Raw genomic sequence first — 20742 nt, 5'->3', positions numbered from 1 at the left:
ATCCGGTCTGCCGCGACCTCAGGTCAACCGTTCGCGGTAGCGAACGGCATCGCGCTCGGCATCAGGCCGTCGATGCCGCGTCAGGCAGCGCGCCGCCGGTCATCGCGGGCTGGTTGCTCGCGAGCTGAGGCTCGTTGGCCGCCATCGGATCCTTCTGTTTGGCCGGATCGGCCTTGGCCACCCGCGTGTCGGCATGCTCGGCCTTGTCACCTTCGTAGCGCCAGTACAGGTACTTCTGGGCGCGTTTGCCCATGAAGTACTGGCGGTTGACCGACCAGCGGCTCGATTCGGCAAAGCCGACGTGACCGTCATCCATCTGTTTCTTGAACCCGGCAATCGAGTCGTGCACGTAATGGTCGAAGAACCGGTCGAACGTCGCGCGTGCCGCGGGATCGATGCCGCCCAGCCAGTTGCCCTTGACCCGCGTGGCCGCATCGATGGCCTTGTGCTGCTCCGATACGTAGCTCGTGAAGTAGCCGCCGGCGTCCTCGCGGATGCTTTCGGCGTCGTCGTTCCATTCGCTGTCGGTAGTGGCCATGTACGAATTCACGCCGCCCGGCGGCTTCAGCCGACCGTCGTGCAGGCGCCGGCTGCGGCTGGCACGCCACTGGTAGTAGCGATTCATGTGCCAGATGATCTGGGGTTCGAGCCTGTCGCTATTCGGCGCCACGCCCGCGCGCTTCTCGTTGCCCTGGCCCATGTACATGTTCCAGGCTGCCTCCAGGTCCTTGGAAATCTCGAACAGTTGCCCCGCGCTCGCCATGACTTCTTGCGGCGAACGGAACGGCACGCCGGCCTTCCATCCCTCGATATAGAGGTTGTTCAACGCGACGTTGGCCAGCTCGTTGGTGCGCCCCTCCTGGTAATCGCGCTCGTACCCGCCGCCCACGTCCGAGTGCATGCCCGGGTAGTACACCTCGCGGCAGTTCCCCGGAACCATCTGGTCCTCGCGCACCGAATCGCCGGGGAATTTCTCCCGGACTTCCTGCGACGCCACATAGTGAACGCACTGCCGCACGTAGCCCGGAATGCGGATATCGTTCGCCCACTCTGCATGGCCGCCTTTGTCGAGACCACGCAACACGCCACCCGCAATCGTCCCGAAGAACGGCCCGAGGATCGGCTGAACGAGGGTCGGCGCCTTCTTTTCGAGGCGGCTGCCACCAAAGCCCGTCGACGACACCGTATCGAGAATTCCCAGGAAATAGACGACCAGTTCGGGACGATGCCCCTTCATGTTCTTCTTGTTCCACCAAAGCCGCCCACCGATATTCTCGGTGAGTTTCTGGGTCAGCATGCGGACGAAGGCACGTGCTTCCGTCGCGCCGCGCGAGAAGCCGAACACGGCCACATTGATCTGGCTCACGGCCGGCATGTGTCGGGTCACGTGCCGATCGAGTTCGTTCAGCATCCATTGGATGCGCAATTCGCCTTTTCGCGCAGCGGCCATACCGAGCGCGTTATCGAGCCCCTTACCGGTGTCACCCACTTTGCTGCACGGTGTACCAACGCCCTCCACGTAGTTGCGGGACGTACGAGGAAACACGTCGTCTTCAGCATGCGCAAACTGCCAGAGCTTGGCGATGTTGCTGTACTTGGTCCGGTTGACGTCCGTCGAACCGCCGCCGTCGGCATCGTAGTTGTTGCCGGTACCATCGAAAAACGCCGTGAACCAAACGGGTTTCGGACATTCCTTGCATTGCTCGATCAGCAGCGGATCGAGCGCTTCCCGCTGCTTGCTCCGGATGGCGTCCTCGGCAGGCGTGATATCGGTGATGCGTCGGATGATGGGGGGATTGCTCATGGCAGATAGGCTCCTGTTCCGGCAATGCGTCCGGCGTCAATTCCATTGCGCCGGCTTCTTGCGGCCGTAGAACGGATTCGGAATTTCCTTCACGCATGCGCGATCCGTCAGCTTGGGCTGGCCGTCCCGCCGGGAAAGCTCGACCTTGGTCGGCGCACGGCCCAGGCTGAAATCCATGTCCCCTTCGACTCGGCCGTCCGGAAAGAAATGCAGCAATACGTTACCGTCCTTGTCCTTGATGGGCGGGCGCGTGATCGTGATTTCGCCCTCGCACCACGCCATCCCGGGCTGGGTTTCGCGATGCGTGTATTCGTCGTAGTTCCGGGACGACGCTTCCATCGCGCGCTTGTCGACCACGCGCTCCCACCACACCTTGAACTTCTTTGGCGTTTTCCAGCGGAAATCCCATGCGAGACTCGGCCGCGACCCCTTGCCGCCGCTCCAGTAGCTCTGCGTCCGCGGCGTCGCCCGCGCACCGTCGACACTCGCGGCATCATCCAGGTTGCCCTGGCCCGGCGGCAGCAGGTAGACCCGGTAAATGTCGTAGTCCGAATAGTTGTACGAGCCGGCCTTGATGATCTCGTAGTTCGGATCGTTCCATTTGGCGGTCGCGCCGGTTCCGAGGCTTTCCGGGCCACTCTCGGCCTTGCTGCACCCTGCCGCAAAGAAAGCCAGAACCGACAGCAGCGCGATCCAGCGGTGTTTCGTTCTCGACATCGTTGTTCTCTCGTGACATCCATTTAGGTGCGCATGACGCCCGTACGACAAACCTGACTCGATCGAGCTCAGCGGCGATGCGCACGGCGTGCGACGACATTCGCGCCAGCCGTCATCCCGCTGCTTCCTGCATCCGCTGCCAGCCCTCCGCCGGCACCAGCGCCAGCGCGTCCGGAAACGCCTGCCCTTGCGCCACCGCGTCGAACACGGCGGCCATCGCCGGGTCCTCGTCGAAGCGCGCGCCGTACCGCAATGCCAGTTCGCAATAGATCAGCAGCGACACCGCGCTTTCGGCGCCGTGCGCCTGGCATCGTGCCAGTTGATCGCGCACGAAGCCGTAGTGCTGCGCGGCCGGCAACGACGCCAGCAGCGCGGGCTTTTCGGCACGCAGCCGCTCGAGCATCGTGTACGGATAGCAGGCGGCGAGCAGGCCGTCCTCCTGCGCCTGGGACAACTGCAGCGGAAATTCGGCGGCCTGCCTGGCGTGGGCGGGCACCGCGATTTCCGCCGTCCGGATCCGCAGCTCGGTATCCCGGTGAATCCAGTGCCGCACGCCCTGCGCCAGATACGCGCGATGCGCAGCGGGCAGCATGTCGAGCCAGAACGGCAACACGCGCGGATCGAAGAAGCGCATCAGCATCACGCTCTCCATCTGCTCGAGCTGGACATCCACCATCGGCGCAAGATGCGCGGCCAGTCGCTCGAGCGGCAACGGCGAAACGAGCAGGCTCGCCGCCGGCCACGGAATGCTGCGCGGTTCGATCGCGTCCGCGCCGTCGGCGAGGGGCGCCCATTCGAACAGCAACGGTCCGACCGCTCGTGCATCGTCGTCGGCGTTGTCGAGCAGCGACGCCGCGACAAACGCGGGCCACGACGCCTTTTCTTCGTCCGCCAGGGTCTCCAGCAATGCGCCGTCGATCAGTACGTAAGCGTGCAGCCCGTCCTGCGACGACAGTGCAGCCTGCAGCGCGTCGGCCGCCTGCGCGGCCATCAGGTCATTCGTCATTCGCTGCCTTGCCTCACGCCTTGGCCGCGAACGGCGATGCCATCGACGCCGCATTGACCATGCACGGCGCGCACGCCGTGCCCGGGAACGCCTGCGCGGGCACCGGCAGGCTGTCCGGCCCGATGAACGTATGCGATGCGGCATGCGCAGTCCATTCGCCCTTGGTCCCGTGGACGATGCCGCTGCCGTTCCAGCGCGTATAGCTGGTGCCGCCGTTGATCAGGACTTCTTCCTTTGCGGTGATGGTGATGCGGTTCGCATCGACCTTCACGTCCAGCTTGGCCAGCACGTTGACGCTGTCCTTCAGCGCCTGGATGTCGATGTCCGCGGCGGCTGCCACGAGCCGGATGCCTTTCTCGAACGCGGCGACGCGCACCGCCTCCTGCGCGCTGACCAGCATGCTCTTGCCCGCGCCAATGCTCGTATGGGCGCCGCTCGTCAACGCGACGTGCTGGTCGCTCGCAACGTGGGTCGACCCCGTCGTCGTGGTCAGGATGCCGGCCGGGCTGGCGAGCGCCAGGAACGGCTGCGCGAACTCCGGGAACTCGCCCTGCTGCGGATTCCCACCGCTCCCCTTGAGGCCGTCGTTCTGCGTCCTGAGCGCCTGATGGACCGCATCCTGGTCGCCGGACTCCTGCGCCTTCACGTCATGCGCGGAACCCGACAGCGATTCATGCAGATCGTGCGCCTTGTCGAGGCGCGCGACGGTCTCGCCGAGGTCCGTCGCATGAGCGCGCGCCTCGAAGCGCGCTTCGCTCGTCACCAGCAAACCCTTGGCCGCGCGTACCGCACCGTGCGCGTCGGTCCGCAACTCGAAACCGCGCGCGCGCTGATCGGTGCGCCCTTGCGTCTGGTCGATGCGGACGTTATGTCCCAGCGTCAGTTCGCTCGCGTCGGTATCGCTGCGCAGCTTCAACTGGAGCTGCTGCGGCGTGTCGTCGAGCAGCACGTGATTCGACCGGCCGCCCGCCGCATTGCCGCCGTCACCGGACAACTCGCGGCTGCGCAACCCCGTCAGCACCTGCTGGTCCGGAAGCGCCCACGGCGGCATCCGTTCCGCGTTGTACGTCGTGCCCGACACGACGGGCCGGTCGGGATTGCCGTCGAGGCACATCACCAGCACCTCGCTACCCACGCGCGGATGGGCAATCATGCCCTTCTCGCCACCGGCCCAGCCGGCGGCCACGCGAATCCGCGCGCTGAGCTGTGCCGCGCGATCCCAGTGGTACACGATGCAGACCCGGCCGTACTCGTCGACATCGACGCTGCCGGCGCCCTTCGCGCCCGCGACGGTCGCGGTTTGCGGTGCCAGCACGCGCACGGGTTCGCTGTTGAACCCGCGGCCCGGGCGCCACGGCGTATGCCGGAGGCCCGCGACGAAGCGGTTGCGGTACTCGGGCTTGCCGTCGGCCTGCAGGTAATTGTTCGCCGCTTCGTGCCGGGCTTCGAGAATCAGGTAGCGGTGATCCTCCGGGCTGCCCGACGACACGCTGAAGTGATCGGACAGCTGGAACCAGCGCCCGGGCAGGATGCCGTGATGGTTGCCGGCTGCGTCGAAACGCGATGCCGCCGCCTCGATCTCTTCCATCCGCACGCGCGTCAGCGCATCGCCGGCGCGCGCGTCCTTCACGAAACCGTAGTGCCCCACGTATTCATGGTGCTCGACCTGCGGCGCGACGCCCGGCGGGTGAAGCGTCGGAATCTGCGCATGGGCGGCATGCGGCGCCTTGAAGTCGAACGCCGTCGCGCTGTAACTGCCCGCGGACAACGACCGCACCGCGGACCATTGCGAAATGGCGTCCGCGGCCATCGGGCCGTCGTGCGTCTGGAAGCGGATCTCCGGCGAACGGCCGTCGATGGCCGGGCACTGCACGGTGCTGTCGTCACCGACGATCAGCTTCAGGCCCTTCTCGTCGTGCTCCCACCAGTACAGGAACCCGACGGCTTCCAGATGGCGAACGATGTAGTTCCAGTCGCTTTCGCCGAGCCCTCCGCCCTGGACGTTCATGGTGCGCGCGGGATCGTCGCCGCGCACGCGCCAGTCCCAGGACGGTGCGAGCCCCTGGTAATCGGCGAGCAGCGTGCCGATCTGCTGCTGAAGCGACTGCCCGAGGAACAGGCGGTTGTTCACGCGGGTCCGCAGGAAGTGGCTCCACGGGCGCAGCACCGCGCGATATTCCGCGATCGAGTCGTCGTTGCGGACGAGCGAAAACTCCGTGCAATAGCCGGTGAAATAGCGAAGACCGCCGTCGGGGCGCACCATCGACACCGCGAGCAGCTTGCCCAGCATGTCGGCCAGCGTGACGCCCGCTTCGCCGGACAGCAGCGTCAGCTCGAACGTGAAGTCGATCCCGAGCCCCTCGTGCGCGACGAGCCGCTCGGCAACCAGCCGCGCCGGACGTTGCCGGCCATACGAGTCGGTAACCGAGGGGGCGTCGTCGTGAGGGAAAGACAGCGCAAGCAGGCGCTTGTCTTGCAGAAAAAACGGGGTTCGAATGAGTGCCGCAAGGTCAGCCATGACCGCCTCAGAATGATTATTCGTTCGTATGGCAGCGGCCTGTTGCCGCTCTTAATTTTGGGATGAAAGGATATCGTAGACAATCCACCGCGACAACATTGGCGTCCTGCGTCGCTTCCCTAGTTCCGCACGGAAAATCGGTAATAAATACAGCATCTTGCGTGCGCCGGCTGCGACGCTCGAACGGATATCGGCGCCATGATGACGTCGCCTTGTCCGGCATCCCGGCACACGATCGCGAAACACGCCGATTGGCACGCCCGTGACGGAACCTCGCCACGCGCTTTGCCGTCTCAACGCGACCGGCTTCACCTCCCGCAGTCCCATCCCTTCACCCGCAGCTATCGGAGCAGAACATGGCACACCGCACCCTCGGCACGTCGACTATCCAGGTTTCGCCGCTCGCATTCGGCGGCAACGTCTTCGGCTGGACCGTCGACGAGCACGCATCGTTCGCACTGCTCGACGCGCTCGCCGACACCGGCATCAACTTCATCGACACGGCCGACGTCTATTCGGCCTGGGTACCCGGCAACAGCGGCGGCGAATCGGAAACGATCATCGGCAAGTGGCTCAAGCGTTCCGGCAAGCGCGAGCAGGTCGTGATCGCGACCAAGGTCGGCCTGCTGGCCGCGCGCGCCGGGCTGTCGAAGGGCAACGTCCTGAAGGCCGTCGACGATTCGCTGCGCCGCCTGCAGACCGACTACATCGACCTGTATTTCTCGCACCGCGACCTCGCCGACACGGCCCCGCTCGAAGAAACGCTCGGCGCGTACCAGGCGCTGATCGACGCGGGCAAGGTGCGCATCATCGGCGCATCGAACTACAGCGGCGCGCGCCTGCGCGAAGCCGCCGCCATCAGCCAGCGCGACGGGTTGCCCGCGTACCAGGTCATCCAGCCCGAATACAACCTGATCGACCGTGCCGACTACGAACGCGATCTCGAGCCGGTCGTGCGCGACCTGAAGCTCGGCGTCGTGAACTACTACGCGCTCGCGAGCGGCTTCCTGTCGGGCAAGTACCGCAGCGAGGCCGACCTGAAGAAGAGCGTGCGCGGCGATCGCGTCGCCGGCTATCTCAACGAACGCGGGCTGCGCATCCTCGCGGCGCTCGATGCCGTGTCGGAGAAGCACCGCACGCAACCGGCCGCGATCGCGCTCGCGTGGCAGATCGCGCGGCCGACGATCACCGCGCCGATCGCCAGCGCGACGTCGCTCGCGCAGCTCGAACTGCTCGGCGAAGCGATCCGCGTTCAGCTCGATCAGGACGATATCCGCCAGATCGACAAGGCGAGCGCGACCTGAGGTCCGCGACGGCGGCGGGCCGGCCGGTGGAGCCGCGCAATCCGCGCGGTTTCACGACCGGCCTGTGTCCTGAGTGCTTCGGTTTCGCCGCGTGCGCGAAGGCGGCAGTTCGCGGAATGATGGATGGATACAATGGCGAGCCTCCTTCGCGCCCGAACCCGTCCCACGCACACAAACCGTCGATGATCCGAATCACGCGCCGCGCCCGATTCTCCCGCCCGTTCGCCGCAGCGATTGCCGCACTGCTCGCCTGCGCGCCGGCCGTGTCCTTTGCAGGCTGGTACGAAATCGCGAATTACACCGGCACGATCGGCAATGCACCCGTCCACGTATCGCTGCAGACCTACGACGCAATCAACCACAACGACGCAGGCCGCTGGCGCGTCGACGGCAGCTATTACTACGACGCGCATCGCAAGCCGATCCCGTTGCGGGGCCACCGCGAGCCCGACGGCCGCATGACGCTGTGCGAAGCGTCATCACCCGCATCGAACGCCGATTCGCCGGTCGTGCCGGCCGCATCGCCAGCGCGGCCGAAGCCCTGCCCGATCGCGCTGACGGTCGCCGGAAAAACGGCAACCGGCACCTGGGACGACGGCCGCAACACGCTCCCGATCACGCTGAACGAAGTCGGGCGACTGAACGACAACGACCAGGATCACCCGCAGCTCGACGGCACCGTCGAGATCCCGATGTGGTATCGCACGAAGACGCACATGCTGGTCGGCGCCTATGCGCTGTCCGACAAGTGCGGCGTGGCGATGCAATCGCTGCGGGCCGTGAACATCGCGACGGGCCGCATCGACCGCACGATCGCACTCGGCTGCGATGCGGGGATGGTGATGACGTCGATCTACGCGAACGTCGCCGACGCGCGGCGGGCCGGCTACGTGAGCGTCGAGTTCCGTGACAGCAAGATGGGTTACGAGCAGGACGTGTCGCTCGGGCTGCCGTCGTCTTCATCGAAGTAACCCGGCACGGCCTAGCCCAAAATCGCATACGCGTTTTGACTCGCACGGCCGCTTCCTTTGACTCAGCCGGACATCGATCGCGCAACCGCCCGCAGCGCCCCGCTGCAAGCGCGTCACGCGCTTGCCCCGGGTCTTTCACGGATTGACCGCGCCATTCGGCGTGCCCGAGACTGCGCCGCTCAGGCGGTCATTGGGAGAACGTCATGCCGGACACCAGCACGGAGATCGCCACGGTCTCGACGCGCGCCGTACGCGGCGCCGAGCGCGTCGACTTCTGGGTCGACCATGTCGCGCGCACGCTCGTGCGGATCGAATGCAGCGGAAAGTCGTCCGAAGGCATCGACGCGTCGATGCGCAAGCGCGATCTCGGGCTGTTCGGCGCATGCGACATCGTCGCGAACCGGCACGCGGTCGTGCGCACGCCGCACAACATCCACGCAGACCAGCGCGACGCGGTGTTCATCTGCCTGATGCACGAAGGGCGGGGTTACACGTTCCAGGACGTCGACTGCATGCAGCACGGGCCCGGCGACCTCGTGCTGTACGACACGTCGATGCCGTACGGTCACGGCTTTCCCGCGGACATGGCGATGACCGTGCTCGACGTGCCGCGCGACGTGTTCGAAGCGCGTGTGGGGCCGTGGCGCTACCGCAGCCTCGTCAAGATCGATCGCGACGACGGTGTGACGTCGTGGGCCGTGCGGCAGGTGTACGCGCTGCTCGCCGCGCCGCAGGAGCCCGCGCCCGACGCACGCGAACGGCGCGCCGCCGCGATCCTCGATCTCGTGCAGTCGATGCTGCGGCTGCGCGACGGCGACGCATCGCCGACGAAGTCGACCGTCCACACGCTGTCGCGCGCAAAGGCGTTCATCGACAGCCATCTCGCCGACGACGAACTCGACAGCCGGTCGGTCAGCCGCGCGATCAACCTGTCGCCACGCCAGCTTGCGCGCGTGTTCGAGATCGAAGGGATGCCGCTCACGCGCTACATCCTCGCGCGGCGGCTCGAACGCTGCCGCGCCGACCTGCGCGACCGGTCGCTGAAGCACCTGACGGTCAGCGAAATCGCGTTCCGCTGGGGCTTCAACAACAGCGCGCACTTCAGCCGCAGCTATCGCGCACGTTTCGGCGAGACGCCGAGCGACACGCGCGCCCCCGCCGACGCGCGCTAGCGCGCGTGCGCGCCGCCCCCCGCCGCCATGTCCGGACGAGGCAAGCACGGCGTCCGTCCCGGTCAAATGGGGCCGCAACCCGCTCGCTAAGCTGGCTTCCTGCGCGGCGGCACTCGTTCCGCCGCCGGACAGCAAGGAGAAGAAGCGGGATGGAGACGTACGACCACATCGTCGTCGGCGGCGGTTCGGCCGGCTGCACGGTTGCGCACCGGCTGGTGAAGGCCGGCCGGCGCGTGTTGCTGCTCGAGGACGGCCCGAAGGACGACAGCCTGTTCATCCGGATTCCGGCGACCTTCATCCGTGTGCTCGGCACGCAGCGCACGGTCACGTTCGAGAGCGAGCCGCAACCTGGCGCGGCGGGACGCAAGACCTACGTGCCGCAGGGCCGCACGCTCGGCGGCGGCAGCTCGGTCAACGCGATGCTGTACGTGCGCGGCACGCGCGAGGACTATGACGACTGGGCCGCACTCGGCTGCACGGGCTGGGGCTGGGACGACGTGCTGCCGGTGTTCAAGCGGGCCGAATCGCACCTGCGGCTGTCCGAGCCGTTTCATGGCACCGACGGGCCGTTGAAGGTCGGCGACACGCGCTTCCGGCACCCGCTGAGCCTCGCGTTCGTGAAGGCTGCGCAGGAAACCGGCATCGCGTACAACGACGACTTCAACGGCGCCGCGCAGCACGGCGTCGGCTTCTATCACACGACGATCTTCGACGGGCAGCGCGGCAGCACCGCAGCCACCTATCTGGCCGACGCGATCGCCCATCCGAACCTGCATGTGCTGACCGGCTGCCGCGTGACGCGCATCCGGTTCGACGGCCGGCGCGCAACCGGCGTCGAATGGCGCACCGAAAGCGGCGCGACGGGGTCGGCCGCGGCGCGCGCCGATGTCGTGCTCGCGGCCGGCGCGCTGAGCACGCCGAAGCTGCTGATGCTGTCGGGCATCGGGCCCGGCGCGCACCTGGGCGCGCACGGCATCGACGTGCTGCATGACAGCCGCGACGTCGGCGCGAACTATCAGGACCACCTCGAGGTATCGATCTACGGCCGCAGTCAAGCGCCGGTCAGCCTGCTGGGCGAGGATCGCGGGTTGAAGGCATGGCGACACGGGCTGCAATGGATGCTGTGCCGCACGGGCCTGCTGACGTCGAACGTCGTCGAATCGGGCGCGTTCGTCGATACGACGGGCAACGGCCGCCCGGACATCCAGTTCCACGTGCTGCCGACGCTCGTCGGTGACGTCGACCGCGAACCGCTGCCCGGCCACGGCCTGTCGATCAACCCGTGCCTGCTCAGGCCGCGTTCACGCGGTTCCGTGCAACTGCGCGGCAACGATCCGGCCGCGCCGATCCTGTTCGACAGCGGCGCGCTGTCCGATCCGGCCGATGTCGACGGCCTCGTGCGCGGCGTCGCGCTCGCGCGGCAGATCATCCGCGCGCCGTCGCTCGCGCGCATCGTTCGCGAAGCCGAGACGCTGACCGATGCGGCGCTTGCCGACTACGTGCGGCGTCGTGCGAAAACCGTCTATCACCCGGCCGGCACCTGCCGCATGGGCAACGATGCGGACGCCGTCGTCACGCCGCGCCTCAAGGTGCAGGGCGTCGACGGATTGCGGATCTGCGATGCGTCGGTGATGCCGCGCATCGTGTCCGGCAACACCAACGCGCCGACGATCATGATCGCGGAGCGCTGTGCCGAGTTCATGCTGGCGGAGTGACGCGGCGGGCGCGTTACTGCCGTACGCGCGACGAAAACAAAAGCGGCGCGTGACTCACGCGCCGCCGAACCTTCGAAAACCGGCTATCAGCCCCCGCCCGCACGCGCCGCATCGCGCAGCGCCATCGGCGACGCACCGTAGCGCTCGCGAATCGCGCGGCTGAAGTGCGCCTGGCTCGAAAACCCCCAGCGAAACGCGATCTCTCCGACGCCCGTCTTGCGCAGCCGCGCATCGGTCAGCTCGCGATGGGCGTGCGACAGCCGCTCCGACCAGATGTGCTGCGTGATCGACTCGCCCTCCGCCGCGAAGAGACGGCCCAAGTGCCGCAGCGACAGCCCGACCGCATCGGCGACGGCCTGCGGCCCGAGCTCCGGCTCGCCGAGGTGCGTTGCGATGTACTGCTTCGCGGTCAGCAGGTACGACAGCGACGCGCGCGTCGCACCCGCACCGTTCACTTCCGTGTCGATGAGTTCCGCGATCAGCGTGCGCGTGTGCTCGGCGAAGCGCGCGGCATCGCGCTCGACGGGCGCCTTCATGAACCGCTCGACGCTCGCACGCAACGTCGCGCCGAGCATCGCGCCCGCGCCCGGTTTCGGTGCGATCCGCAGCGGCAGCGCAGCCAGCTCGGCATCGAGCCGGTCGTCGAACGACGTGACCGGAATGTCGATCAGCAGCTGCCGCATCGGCGTCAGGAATCCGAACAGATAAGGCACGCGCGTGTCGTAGACGACGACATCGCCGGCTTCCGCGAGCAGGCACCGGTCACGCTGGATGAAATACGCGCGCCCGCTGAGGATCTGGCACGCGAACAGTGATTCCTTCGGCAACTGGCGCACCAACGCGGGGCTGCGCTCGATCACGTGGTCCCGGCCGCTGATGTCGGCGATGCCGAGGCCCGGCAGCGCGATGTCGGTCTTCTCGACCTCGAGCCCGGCCGGCGACAGCGACGAGCAGCGCAGCCCGACCAGCGTCGCCGCATTGAATGCATCCCAGTACGCCATCCTGTCGCGCGCCGGCACGTCGGCCGTCGAGCCTCGCGTGCATGAAAAAACGGTCGAATTCGTCACGTCGCCTCCTGCGGGCGCCTGTCGTGCGGAGCGGCACGGATTGGGGGATGGTTCGTCTGGATTTTGGTGCGATGCAATGTCCGGCGCGGTCAAGCAATTCGTCCAGCCCAGTCAAGAGTGGCGCGCACCGGCTGGCTAAAGTCGAGCCCACGACAACTCATGCAAGGAGACAAACCGTGGTCGACAAAGCCGTATCCGAATTCTGGCAAAACATCCCGGCGATTGCCAATCCGTTCAAGCCCGATGCGCTGCCCGAAGCCTACATCCCGAACGCGGCCACCGACGACGAGCGCTATTACGTTCCGTTCACCGAAACGGTTTCGTCGCGGCCGCTGTGGATCTCGCCGTCGCAGAACAAATGGTGCGACATCCTGATGGCGAAGGAAGCCGGGCTCGTGAACCGTCACTATCACCCGCACGAGGTGTTCGCGTACACGCTGTCGGGGAAATGGGGCTACCTGGAGCACGAATGGACCGCGACGCGCGGCGATTTCGTGTACGAGACGCCGGGCGAAGGCCACACGCTGGTCGCGTTCGATCATCCGGAGCCGATGCGCGCGTTCTTCATCGTCACCGGGCCGCTGATCTGGCTCGACGAGGAAGGCAACCCCGACGGCTACTTCGACGTGCACTCGTACATCGCGATGTGCAAGGCGCACTACGAGAAGGTCGGCCTCGGCGCGCAAGCGATCGAGAAGCTGTTCCGCTGACGCACGGCGAGGCTCCCCATGACATCCCCAACCTCCTCCAGATCGGCCTGGACGTACGAGAACAGGCTGTTGCTGATCCTGTTCATGACGTTCGGCTTCGTGTTCTTCGACCGCCTCGCGCTGTCGTTCCTGTTCCCGTTCATGTCGGCCGAGCTGCACCTGACGAACACGCAGCTCGGCATGGTGTCGTCCGCGCTCGCGCTCACGTGGGCGCTGTCGGGCGCCGCGACCGGCGCGTGGTCCGACGCGCGCGGCACGCGCAAGCCGCTGCTGATCGCGGCTGTGTTCGGCTTTTCCGTGTGCTCGGCGCTGTCGGGGCTCGTCGGCGGCTTCGCAAGCCTGATCGCGTTTCGCGCACTGATGGGCATCGCCGAAGGCCCCGTGCTGCCGCTGTCGCAGTCGCTGATGATCGAAAGCTCGACGCCGAGCCGCCGCGGGCTGAACATGGGACTGCTGCAGGGCTCGGCCGCCGGCCTGCTCGGCGCGATGATCGGCCCGCCGGTCGTGATCGGCATCGCGACCGCGTACGGTTGGCGCGAAGCGTTCTACGTGTCGTGCATTCCAGGCTTCCTGATCGCGTTCTGCATCTGGCGCTGGGTGCGCGAAGTGCCGCCCGACGGCGTGCGGCATGCGCAGGCCGAAAGCGCCGGCGCGCCGGCCGCGAGCGGCGCAGCCATCAACCGCTGGGCGCTGCTGAAGGAACGCAACATCCTGCTCTGCGTGCTGATCAGCTGCTTCTTCCTCACGTGGTTCGTCGTGATCATCTCGTTCGCGCCCGTCTTCCTCGTGGAAAGCCGCCATCTGTCGCCGTCCGACATGGGCGTCGTGATGACCTGTCTCGGCGCCGCATGGGTGTTCTGGGGCTTCGCGGTACCGGCGATCTCCGACCGGATCGGCCGCAAGCCGACGATGATCGTGTTCGCGCTGATTGCGGCCGTGTGCCCGGTCGTGCTGATCCATGTCGGCTCGGTCTGGGCGCTCGGCGCGCTCGTGTTCGTCACGTACACGGGCCTCGGCTGCTTCACGTTGTTCATGGCGACGATCCCGGCCGAGACGGTGCCGCCGCGCGCGATTGCGAGCGCGCTCGGGTTGATCATGGGCGCGGGCGAGCTGATCGGCGGCTTCGTCGCGCCGACCGTCGCCGGCTTCGCGGCCGACAAGTACGGCCTGCAGTTCGCGATGTGGACGTCGGCTACCGGCGCGATCCTCGCGTGCGTGCTGTCGTTCGGCCTCGTCGAAACCGCGCCGGCCGTGCTGCGCAAGCGCGCGCTCGCCGGCGCTGCCGCCGGCCGCCTCGATACGCAAAACCTCGGAGGACGCTGACATGCGCGCACTTCAATGGCATGGCCCGCGCGACGTCCGTCTCGTGGAAATCGACACGCCGCGCGTCGGCCCCGGCGACGTCCGCATCGCGGTCGCGTATTGCGGCATCTGCGGCAGCGACCTGCACGAATATGCGGACGGCCCGCATGCGATTCCGGTCGATGCGCCGCACCCGCTGTCGCAACGCACCGCGCCGCTGACGCTCGGCCACGAGTTCTGCGGCACCGTCGTCGAAGTCGGCGCAGGCGTGACGGCGCTGCGCGCGGGCGACCGCGTCGCGGTCGAGCCCGAGTACCGCTGCAGCCAGTGCGCGTACTGCCGCGCGGGGTCGTACAACCTGTGCGTGTCGATGGGCTTCGCCGGGCCGATGGGCGACGGCGGGATGGCCGACTTCGCGGTCGTGCCGGCCTACATGCTGCATCGCCTGCCCGACGGCGTGAGCCTCGAGCAGGCTGCGGTGATGGAGCCGGCCGCCGTTGCGCTGCATGCGCTGCGGCGTGGCGAACTGCGGCTCGGCGAGACCTGCGCGGTGTTCGGGCTCGGGCCGATCGGCCTGCTGCTGATCATGCTCGCGAAGCTGCAGGGCGCGACGACGATCGTGGCCGTCGACGTATCGCCCGAACGGCTCGCGGCGGCGACGCGCGTCGGTGCGACGCATGCATTCGATGCGCATGCATTCAGCGCGCTCGCGCTGCAGGACGCGATCCGCTCGGCCACGGGCGGGCTCGGCGTCGATACGAGTTTCGAAGCGGCCGGGTTGCCCGCCACGTTCGAATCGGCCATGCAGGCACTGCGCAAGGGCGGCCGTCTCGTGATGGTCGGCCTGATGCCGCATGCGGGCTTCGACGCGTTCCGTGCGGTCAACGACGAGCTGACCTTCACCGCGAGCGTCGGCTACCGGCATGCGTATGAAGACCTGCTGCGCATTGTCGCGTCGGGCGCGCTCGACCTCACGTCGATCGTCACGCGCACCGTGTCGCTCGAAGACGCCGTCGCCGACGGCTTCGACGCGCTGCTCGCCGACCGCGCACAGATCAAGATCCTCGTTTCACCCGCGCAACGGCCGGCCCGTCGCGCACACACCGTCGGGAGTGTCGAGCATGAGTCGTCAGTGGGCGTTTGAAGGGCAGTCCGTCGTCGTGACGGGCGGCACGTCGGGCATCGGCGCGCGTACCGCACTGCGGTTCGCGCAGGCGGGCGCGTCGGTCGTCGCACTCGGGCTCGACGCGGCCGGCCCGCATGCGCCCGTGCATGCCGGCATCCGCTGCGTGGCGCTCGACGTGACCGACAACGACGCGCTGACACGCACGATCGCCGCGCTGCCGCGGCTCGACGTGCTCGTCAACGGCGTCGGCATCAGCCGGCACGCGGACGAATACCGGATGGATCAGTTCGAGCTTGTGCTGAACGTGAACCTGACGTCGGTGATGCGCGCATCCGATGCCGCACGGCCCGCGCTGTCGGCGAACGGCGGCAGCATCGTCAATATCGCGTCGATGTACACGTACTTCGGCAGCAAGGACCGGCCCGCGTACAGCGCCAGCAAGGGCGGCATCGCGCAGCTCACGCGCTCGCTCGCGCAGGCGTGGGCCGATCGCGGCATCCGCGTGAACGCGGTCGCGCCTGGCTGGATCGACACGCCGCTCAGCAGCGGCCTGATGGCCGACACGCAGGCGTCGCGCCGCATCCTCGAGCGCACGCCGCTCGGGCGCTGGGGCACGGCCGACGAGGTCGCGGAAGCGATCCTGTTCCTGTGCTCGCCCGGCGCATCGTTCGTGACCGGCGCGGTCCTGCCGGTGGACGGCGGGTATTCGACGGTCTAGCGCAGGGCGCGCGCTGGCATCGGCGGCCGACGAGACCTGCCGATGCCCGTTGCGCGCCGCGGCGTCCTTCGGCTGCCGCTGAATCGGGATTCACCCGCTTCATCTTTCTTCATATCAATCAGTAGTCCAATTAAAAATATCCGATCCGATCGGAAACATGTGAGGAGCACTTTGGAGATGACGAAAAAGACCTTTCTGGCACTCGCGGCCTGCACGATTCCGGCTGCGGCGTTTGCACAGAGCAGCGTGACGATGTTCGGGCTGATGGATGCCGGCATCAGCTATGTCAGCAACCAAAGCGGCCACGGCGCCGCGAAATTCGACGACAACATCTTCTTTCCGAACCTGCTCGGCTTCGAAGGCAAGGAGGATCTCGGCGCGGGCACGCGTGCGATTTTCCGGCTCGTGAACCAGTATTCGCTGGGCAACGGCTCGATCATCGGCGGCGGGCTGTTCGCGCGCACGGCCTACGTCGGGCTGCAGAACGACCGGTACGGCACGCTGACACTCGGCAACCAGTACGAATTCATGGTCGATTCGCTGGCCGCCAGCGGCAACGAGATCGCACAGGATCTCGTCGGCCTGTACGGTTTTCGCAACGGGCCGTTCGACAAGCTCGCGCTGCCGAACAACCCGACCGGCGCATTCGACTGGGACCGTGTCGCGGGCAGCAATCGCGTCGCGAATTCGGTCAAGTACACGAGCCCGTCGCTGTCGGGCCTGACCGTCGGCGCGCTGTACGGCTTCGGCAACGTCGCCGGGTCGGTCGGCGCGAACAACACCGTCAGCGTCGGTGCGAGCTACGACAACGGCCCGTTCGGCGCGGGCGCGGCCTATACGAACCAGAAGTACGGCGCGGCCGGCGGGCTGCCGCCCACCAGCGTGCGCAACTGGGGCGCGGGCGTGCATTACACGATCGGCACGGTCACGGGGAAGGCGCTCTTCACGACCGTGCACAACGCACAGAACGGCGCGGGCGCGTGGTCGGCCGAAGCCGGTGCCGCATGGCATCCGTCGCCCGGATGGGTCGTCGGCGCGAGCTACACGTACATGAAGGGCAACGACACGCTCGACAACGCGCACGCGCATCAATTCCTGGCCGCCGTCCAGTACTGGCTGTCGAAGCGCACGATGGTGTACGTGGCGGGCGTGCATCAGCGCACCGGCCACGGCAGCAACGCGCAGATCAACGGCGTGATGGATGCGAACGGTGCATCGAGCGGTGCGCTGCAGTCGATTGCGCGCATCGGGTTCAGTACGCGGTTCTGATGGAAAAAAGCGCCGGCCGCGATATCGCGGCCGACGCCAGCGGGCGCGCTGCCGGGTTTTCATCCGGCAACGCGCCTGTCACTTGCTCGACTCAGAAACGAATCGTGACGGATTTCGGTTCCGTATAGGCATCGATGAACGACGAGCCGTACTCACGGCCAATACCCGATCCTTTCGCACCGCCAAACGGCACGGCCGGATCGACGAGCGTATGCATGTTCACCCACACAGTGCCGGCCTCGATGCGCGGGACATAGCGCAGCGCCTTCGAGAGATCGTTCGTCCACAGGCTCGCGGTCAGCCCGAATGGCGTGTCGTTCATCATCGCGATCAGTTCTTCGTCATCGTCGAACGGCACGAACGCGCCGACCGGGCCGAAGACTTCGTTGCGGTACACACTCGATTGCAGCGACTTCGGCAGCACGACCGTCGGTTTCACGTAAAAGCCGTCGCGCGCATAGGCACCGCCGCCCGTGACGATCGTGTCGCCGTCCGCGCGCGCCAGGTCGAACGCGTCGAGGCACTTGCGAAATTGCGGCTCGTTGCACACCGGGCCGATCATGCCCGCGTCGTCCATCGGGTCGGACGGCTGGAAGCTGTCCAGCCGCGCCTTCAGCTTCTCGACCACCTCGTCGAACTGCGAACGATGCACGAAGTAGCGCTCCGCCGATGCGCACACCTGCCCGCTGTGCAGGAACCCGGCCTCGATCACGCCATCCAGGATTTTCTCGACCGGCGTATCGCGCAAGAAGCCCGCCGCGTTCTTGCCGCCCAGCTCGAGCGTGACGCGCGTGAAGTTCGCTTTGACGGCTTCCTCACCGATGATGCGGCCGGTCGGTACCGAGCCCGTGAACGACACTTTCGCGATGCGCGGATCGCGGATCACCGACGCACCGACCCTGCCCGGGCCGTTGATCACGTTCAGCGTGCCCGGCGGCAAGCCGGCTTCGGTGCCCAGCTCGGCGATGCGCAGCATCGTGAGCGGCGTGAACTCCGACGACTTGATCAGCACCGTATTGCCGGTCGCGAGCGCCGCGCCGAATTTCCACACGGGAATCATCACCGGAAAATTCCACGGGATGATGCCGAACACCACGCCGAGCGGCTCGCGCAACGTGAACGACGTGTACCGCTCGCCGTTCATGCTCGGAAACGACGGCGCGAGCGTTTCGCCTGCGATCTTGGTGGCCCAGCCCGCGTAGTAACGCAGCCAGCGCGCCGACCAGCTCACTTCGATCGCGCGCGACAGGCCGATCAGCTTGCCCGACTGCGCCGTTTCGATTTGCGCGATCTCTTCGCCGTGCGCGTCGATCAGATCCGCGAACCGCAGCAGGATGCGCTCGCGATCGGCCGGCGTCACCTGCGCCCACGCGCCGCGAAACGCACGATGCGACGATGCAACCGCCGCCTCGATCTCGTCGGCGGTCGCCTGCGCGACGGAGCCGATCACCGCGCGCGTGGCCGGGTTGCGTACCTCGATCCGTTCGCCGCCGCTGCCGGCGACGGCCCGGCCGTCGATGTAGTGGCCGTGCTCGCGCGCGAGAAACCGTTTGACCTCGTCCAGCATCTGCACCAATGCCATTTGCCTGCCTCCGGAAACCCATGTGAATGAAACGCTCGATCAAGCCGCGTTGGCGATCAGGTCCGATGCCTTTTCGGCGAGTGCGATGGTCGGCGCGTTCGTGTTGCCGCTCGGGATGCTCGGCATCGTCGAGCTGTCGGCCACGCGCAGCCCGGCGATGCCGTGTACACGCAGTTGCGGATCGACGACGGACGACACCGCATCCGTGCCCATCCGGCACGTGCCCACCGGGTGATAAACGGTCTTCGCTGCGCCGCGCACCCAGTCCTCGATGCCCGCTTCGTCATCGGGCGGACAATCCGGCGAGAAGATCTCGTCGACGTGCTCCGCGAGCGCGGGCTGGCGCAGGATCTTCAGCGCCAGCTTCGCCGCGCGAATCTGGCCGTCGACGTCGCGGCGGTCGGCCAGATAGCGCCCGTCGATGCGCGGCAGGTCTGCCGGATTCGACGAGCGGATCGTCACGCGTCCGCGCGAATGCGGTTGCAGATGGCCCGTCTTGATCGTGATGCCGTGCGTCCTGCCCTGCGTCACGCCGATCGGGTCGTCGAACGAATCGATCGTTGGCAGGAAATGGAACTGCACGTCCGGCTGCCCCTGCCCGCAGGTATCCACGAACGCGAACCCCTCGAGCACCGGCGAAGTCAGGATGCCCGAGCGGAACAGCTTCCATTCGATGCCATGCTTGAGCGCGCGCCATCCCTTGTCCTGGCCGTAGAGCGACACCGGCGTGCGGATCGTCGCGTTGACCGACATGTGCATGTGATCGTGGAAGTTCTCGCCGACCGGCAGCACGTGCTTGACCGCGACGCCCGCGCCGTCGAGCACGCTGCGCGGCCCGATGCCGGACAGCTGCAGGATCTTCGGCGAACCGATCGCGCCGGCCGTCACGATGATTTCCGCACGCGCCTTCGCGGTTGCGCGACGGCTGCCCTGGCGATAGGTGACGCCGATCGCACGGCCGCCTTCGATCTCGACGCGCTCGACCAGCGCATCGACTTCGAGGCTGAATTCAGGGCGGTTCCGGATCGATTTCAGGTACGTCGCGGCGGTCGAGCCACGCTCGCCGTTGAAGATCGTCGCCTGATAGAACCCGACGCCTTCCTGCCGCTCGCCGTTGTAGTCGACCAGGTAATCGAGGCCCATCTGCTGGCCGGCCCGCACGAACGCCTGCGACAGCGGATGCCGGTAGCGGATCTCGGTGACCTGCAGATGCCCTGTGTTGCCGTGATAGGGCGCCGTCAGCGATTCGTTGTTTTCCGCCTTCGCGAAGTAGCGCAGCATGTCGTCCGCGCCCCAGCCCTTGCAGCCGAATTCGTTCTCCCAACGGTCGTAGTCGTTGCGGTGCCCGCGCACGTACAGCATCCCGTTGACCGAACTCGATCCGCCGAGCACGCGCCCCTGCGGCACCGCGATCGAGCGGCCCTTCACGTCGTCCGACGGTTCGGCCGCATACGGCCAGGTGTGACGCGGAATGGCCTTGGCAAGCCCGCCCGGCATGTGGATGAACAGGTCCCTGTCGTGCCCGCCCGCTTCCAGCAGCAGCACGGTGCCCTTGCGGCGCTCGACGAGGCGGGTCGCAATGGTGCAGCCTGCCGACCCGGCGCCAATGACGATGTAGTCGAAAGTTTTATCGGACATCCTGGTATGCGCCCGCCGTCGTCCGCGCAACGTTCGCCGGCGCGTCGTGCCGCCACGTGCGTCGCCTGGCCTCCGGCGGTGTCTCCTTGAAAATCGGTGATGGTTCCTGATGGCGCGAGCCAG

The 20742-nt window shown here is 67.0% G+C and carries 16 protein-coding genes; 9 read left to right on the top strand and 7 right to left on the bottom strand.

Annotated elements, in window-relative coordinates; translation table 11 throughout:
* Positions 1–61: 61 nt before the first annotated feature.
* From OHZ10_RS18945 to OHZ10_RS18930, 4 genes are all read right to left on the bottom strand, one after another.
* Positions 62–1804: a T6SS phospholipase effector Tle1-like catalytic domain-containing protein gene (locus OHZ10_RS18945; RefSeq protein ID WP_174991750.1), complete on the bottom strand. Its 1743-nt coding sequence runs from the start codon at positions 1802–1804 to the stop codon at positions 62–64.
* A gap of 36 nt (positions 1805–1840) precedes the next feature.
* The gene (locus tag OHZ10_RS18940) at positions 1841–2521 is read right to left on the bottom strand and encodes a DUF3304 domain-containing protein (protein ID WP_174991749.1); all 681 of its coding nucleotides are present in this window, start codon (positions 2519–2521) and stop codon (positions 1841–1843) included.
* A 112-nt stretch (positions 2522–2633) separates the two neighbouring features.
* Positions 2634–3527 (bottom strand): DUF4123 domain-containing protein, encoded by an 894-nt coding sequence (locus OHZ10_RS18935; protein WP_342705547.1) that lies wholly within the window; start codon positions 3525–3527, stop codon positions 2634–2636.
* 13 nt (positions 3528–3540) lie between these two features.
* Positions 3541–6045, bottom strand: a complete 2505-nt coding sequence (locus tag OHZ10_RS18930; protein ID WP_342705546.1) for a type VI secretion system Vgr family protein — start codon at positions 6043–6045, stop codon at positions 3541–3543.
* Between the two features lie 356 nt (positions 6046–6401).
* Here OHZ10_RS18930 and OHZ10_RS18925 point away from each other — a divergent pair, with 356 nt between their 5' ends.
* The 4 genes from OHZ10_RS18925 (at position 6402) to OHZ10_RS18910 (ending at position 11207) form a co-directional block, all read left to right on the top strand.
* Positions 6402–7349, top strand: coding sequence for an aldo/keto reductase (locus OHZ10_RS18925; protein ID WP_342705545.1), 948 nt, complete (start codon positions 6402–6404; stop codon positions 7347–7349).
* 182 nt (positions 7350–7531) lie between these two features.
* Complete coding sequence (locus OHZ10_RS18920) at positions 7532–8320, top strand: hypothetical protein (RefSeq protein ID WP_059238207.1); 789 nt, start codon at positions 7532–7534, stop codon at positions 8318–8320.
* 203 nt (positions 8321–8523) lie between these two features.
* A complete protein-coding gene (locus OHZ10_RS18915; protein WP_059238209.1) occupies positions 8524–9492 on the top strand; it encodes a helix-turn-helix domain-containing protein in 969 nt (322 codons plus the stop codon).
* A 149-nt stretch (positions 9493–9641) separates the two neighbouring features.
* Positions 9642–11207, top strand: coding sequence for a GMC family oxidoreductase (locus OHZ10_RS18910; RefSeq protein ID WP_342705544.1), 1566 nt, complete (start codon positions 9642–9644; stop codon positions 11205–11207).
* Positions 11208–11293: 86 nt separating this feature from the next.
* Here OHZ10_RS18910 and OHZ10_RS18905 read toward each other — a convergent pair whose 3' ends face one another.
* The gene (locus OHZ10_RS18905) at positions 11294–12274 is read right to left on the bottom strand and encodes a helix-turn-helix domain-containing protein (protein ID WP_342705543.1); all 981 of its coding nucleotides are present in this window, start codon (positions 12272–12274) and stop codon (positions 11294–11296) included.
* 176 nt (positions 12275–12450) lie between these two features.
* Here OHZ10_RS18905 and OHZ10_RS18900 point away from each other — a divergent pair, with 176 nt between their 5' ends.
* From OHZ10_RS18900 to OHZ10_RS18880, 5 genes are all read left to right on the top strand, one after another.
* Positions 12451–12984 carry a 2,4'-dihydroxyacetophenone dioxygenase family protein gene (locus tag OHZ10_RS18900; RefSeq protein WP_174991743.1) on the top strand — a complete coding sequence of 178 codons (534 nt, stop codon included), beginning with the start codon at positions 12451–12453 and terminating at the stop codon, positions 12982–12984.
* 18 nt (positions 12985–13002) lie between these two features.
* Positions 13003–14307 carry an MFS transporter gene (locus OHZ10_RS18895; protein WP_342705542.1) on the top strand — a complete coding sequence of 435 codons (1305 nt, stop codon included), beginning with the start codon at positions 13003–13005 and terminating at the stop codon, positions 14305–14307.
* 1 nt (position 14308) lies between these two features.
* A complete protein-coding gene (locus OHZ10_RS18890; protein ID WP_342705541.1) occupies positions 14309–15430 on the top strand; it encodes a 2,3-butanediol dehydrogenase in 1122 nt (373 codons plus the stop codon).
* The gene (locus OHZ10_RS18885) at positions 15408–16130 is read left to right on the top strand and encodes an SDR family NAD(P)-dependent oxidoreductase (RefSeq protein WP_256087003.1); all 723 of its coding nucleotides are present in this window, start codon (positions 15408–15410) and stop codon (positions 16128–16130) included. Before OHZ10_RS18890 ends, OHZ10_RS18885 begins: the two co-directional genes overlap by 23 nt.
* 177 nt (positions 16131–16307) lie before the next feature.
* Positions 16308–17399, top strand: coding sequence for a porin (locus OHZ10_RS18880; RefSeq protein WP_059238227.1), 1092 nt, complete (start codon positions 16308–16310; stop codon positions 17397–17399).
* Between the two features lie 91 nt (positions 17400–17490).
* Here OHZ10_RS18880 and OHZ10_RS18875 read toward each other — a convergent pair whose 3' ends face one another.
* The gene (locus OHZ10_RS18875) at positions 17491–18981 is read right to left on the bottom strand and encodes an aldehyde dehydrogenase family protein (RefSeq protein ID WP_342705540.1); all 1491 of its coding nucleotides are present in this window, start codon (positions 18979–18981) and stop codon (positions 17491–17493) included.
* Positions 18982–19020: 39 nt separating this feature from the next.
* Positions 19021–20619 (bottom strand): GMC family oxidoreductase, encoded by a 1599-nt coding sequence (locus tag OHZ10_RS18870; protein WP_342705539.1) that lies wholly within the window; start codon positions 20617–20619, stop codon positions 19021–19023.
* Positions 20620–20742: the final 123 nt, after the last annotated feature.

This window comes from Burkholderia arboris, assembly GCF_038723655.1.
Classification (GTDB): domain Bacteria; phylum Pseudomonadota; class Gammaproteobacteria; order Burkholderiales; family Burkholderiaceae; genus Burkholderia; species Burkholderia arboris.
The sequence above is the reverse complement of the archived record's forward strand: the minus strand, read 5'-3'. Positions and strand labels throughout refer to the sequence as shown.

Coding starts and splice junctions, on each gene's coding strand:
- OHZ10_RS18890 (WP_342705541.1), top strand. CDS start 14,309: ATGCGCGCACTTCAATGGCATGGCCCGCGCGACGTCCGTCTCGTGGAA.
- OHZ10_RS18935 (WP_342705547.1), bottom strand. CDS start 3,527: ATGACGAATGACCTGATGGCCGCGCAGGCGGCCGACGCGCTGCAGGCT.
- OHZ10_RS18915 (WP_059238209.1), top strand. CDS start 8,524: ATGCCGGACACCAGCACGGAGATCGCCACGGTCTCGACGCGCGCCGTA.
- OHZ10_RS18910 (WP_342705544.1), top strand. CDS start 9,642: ATGGAGACGTACGACCACATCGTCGTCGGCGGCGGTTCGGCCGGCTGC.
- OHZ10_RS18920 (WP_059238207.1), top strand. CDS start 7,532: ATGATCCGAATCACGCGCCGCGCCCGATTCTCCCGCCCGTTCGCCGCA.
- OHZ10_RS18880 (WP_059238227.1), top strand. CDS start 16,308: ATGACGAAAAAGACCTTTCTGGCACTCGCGGCCTGCACGATTCCGGCT.
- OHZ10_RS18940 (WP_174991749.1), bottom strand. CDS start 2,521: ATGTCGAGAACGAAACACCGCTGGATCGCGCTGCTGTCGGTTCTGGCT.
- OHZ10_RS18885 (WP_256087003.1), top strand. CDS start 15,408: ATGAGTCGTCAGTGGGCGTTTGAAGGGCAGTCCGTCGTCGTGACGGGC.
- OHZ10_RS18930 (WP_342705546.1), bottom strand. CDS start 6,045: ATGGCTGACCTTGCGGCACTCATTCGAACCCCGTTTTTTCTGCAAGAC.
- OHZ10_RS18895 (WP_342705542.1), top strand. CDS start 13,003: ATGACATCCCCAACCTCCTCCAGATCGGCCTGGACGTACGAGAACAGG.
- OHZ10_RS18925 (WP_342705545.1), top strand. CDS start 6,402: ATGGCACACCGCACCCTCGGCACGTCGACTATCCAGGTTTCGCCGCTC.
- OHZ10_RS18875 (WP_342705540.1), bottom strand. CDS start 18,981: ATGGCATTGGTGCAGATGCTGGACGAGGTCAAACGGTTTCTCGCGCGC.
- OHZ10_RS18870 (WP_342705539.1), bottom strand. CDS start 20,619: ATGTCCGATAAAACTTTCGACTACATCGTCATTGGCGCCGGGTCGGCA.
- OHZ10_RS18945 (WP_174991750.1), bottom strand. CDS start 1,804: ATGAGCAATCCCCCCATCATCCGACGCATCACCGATATCACGCCTGCC.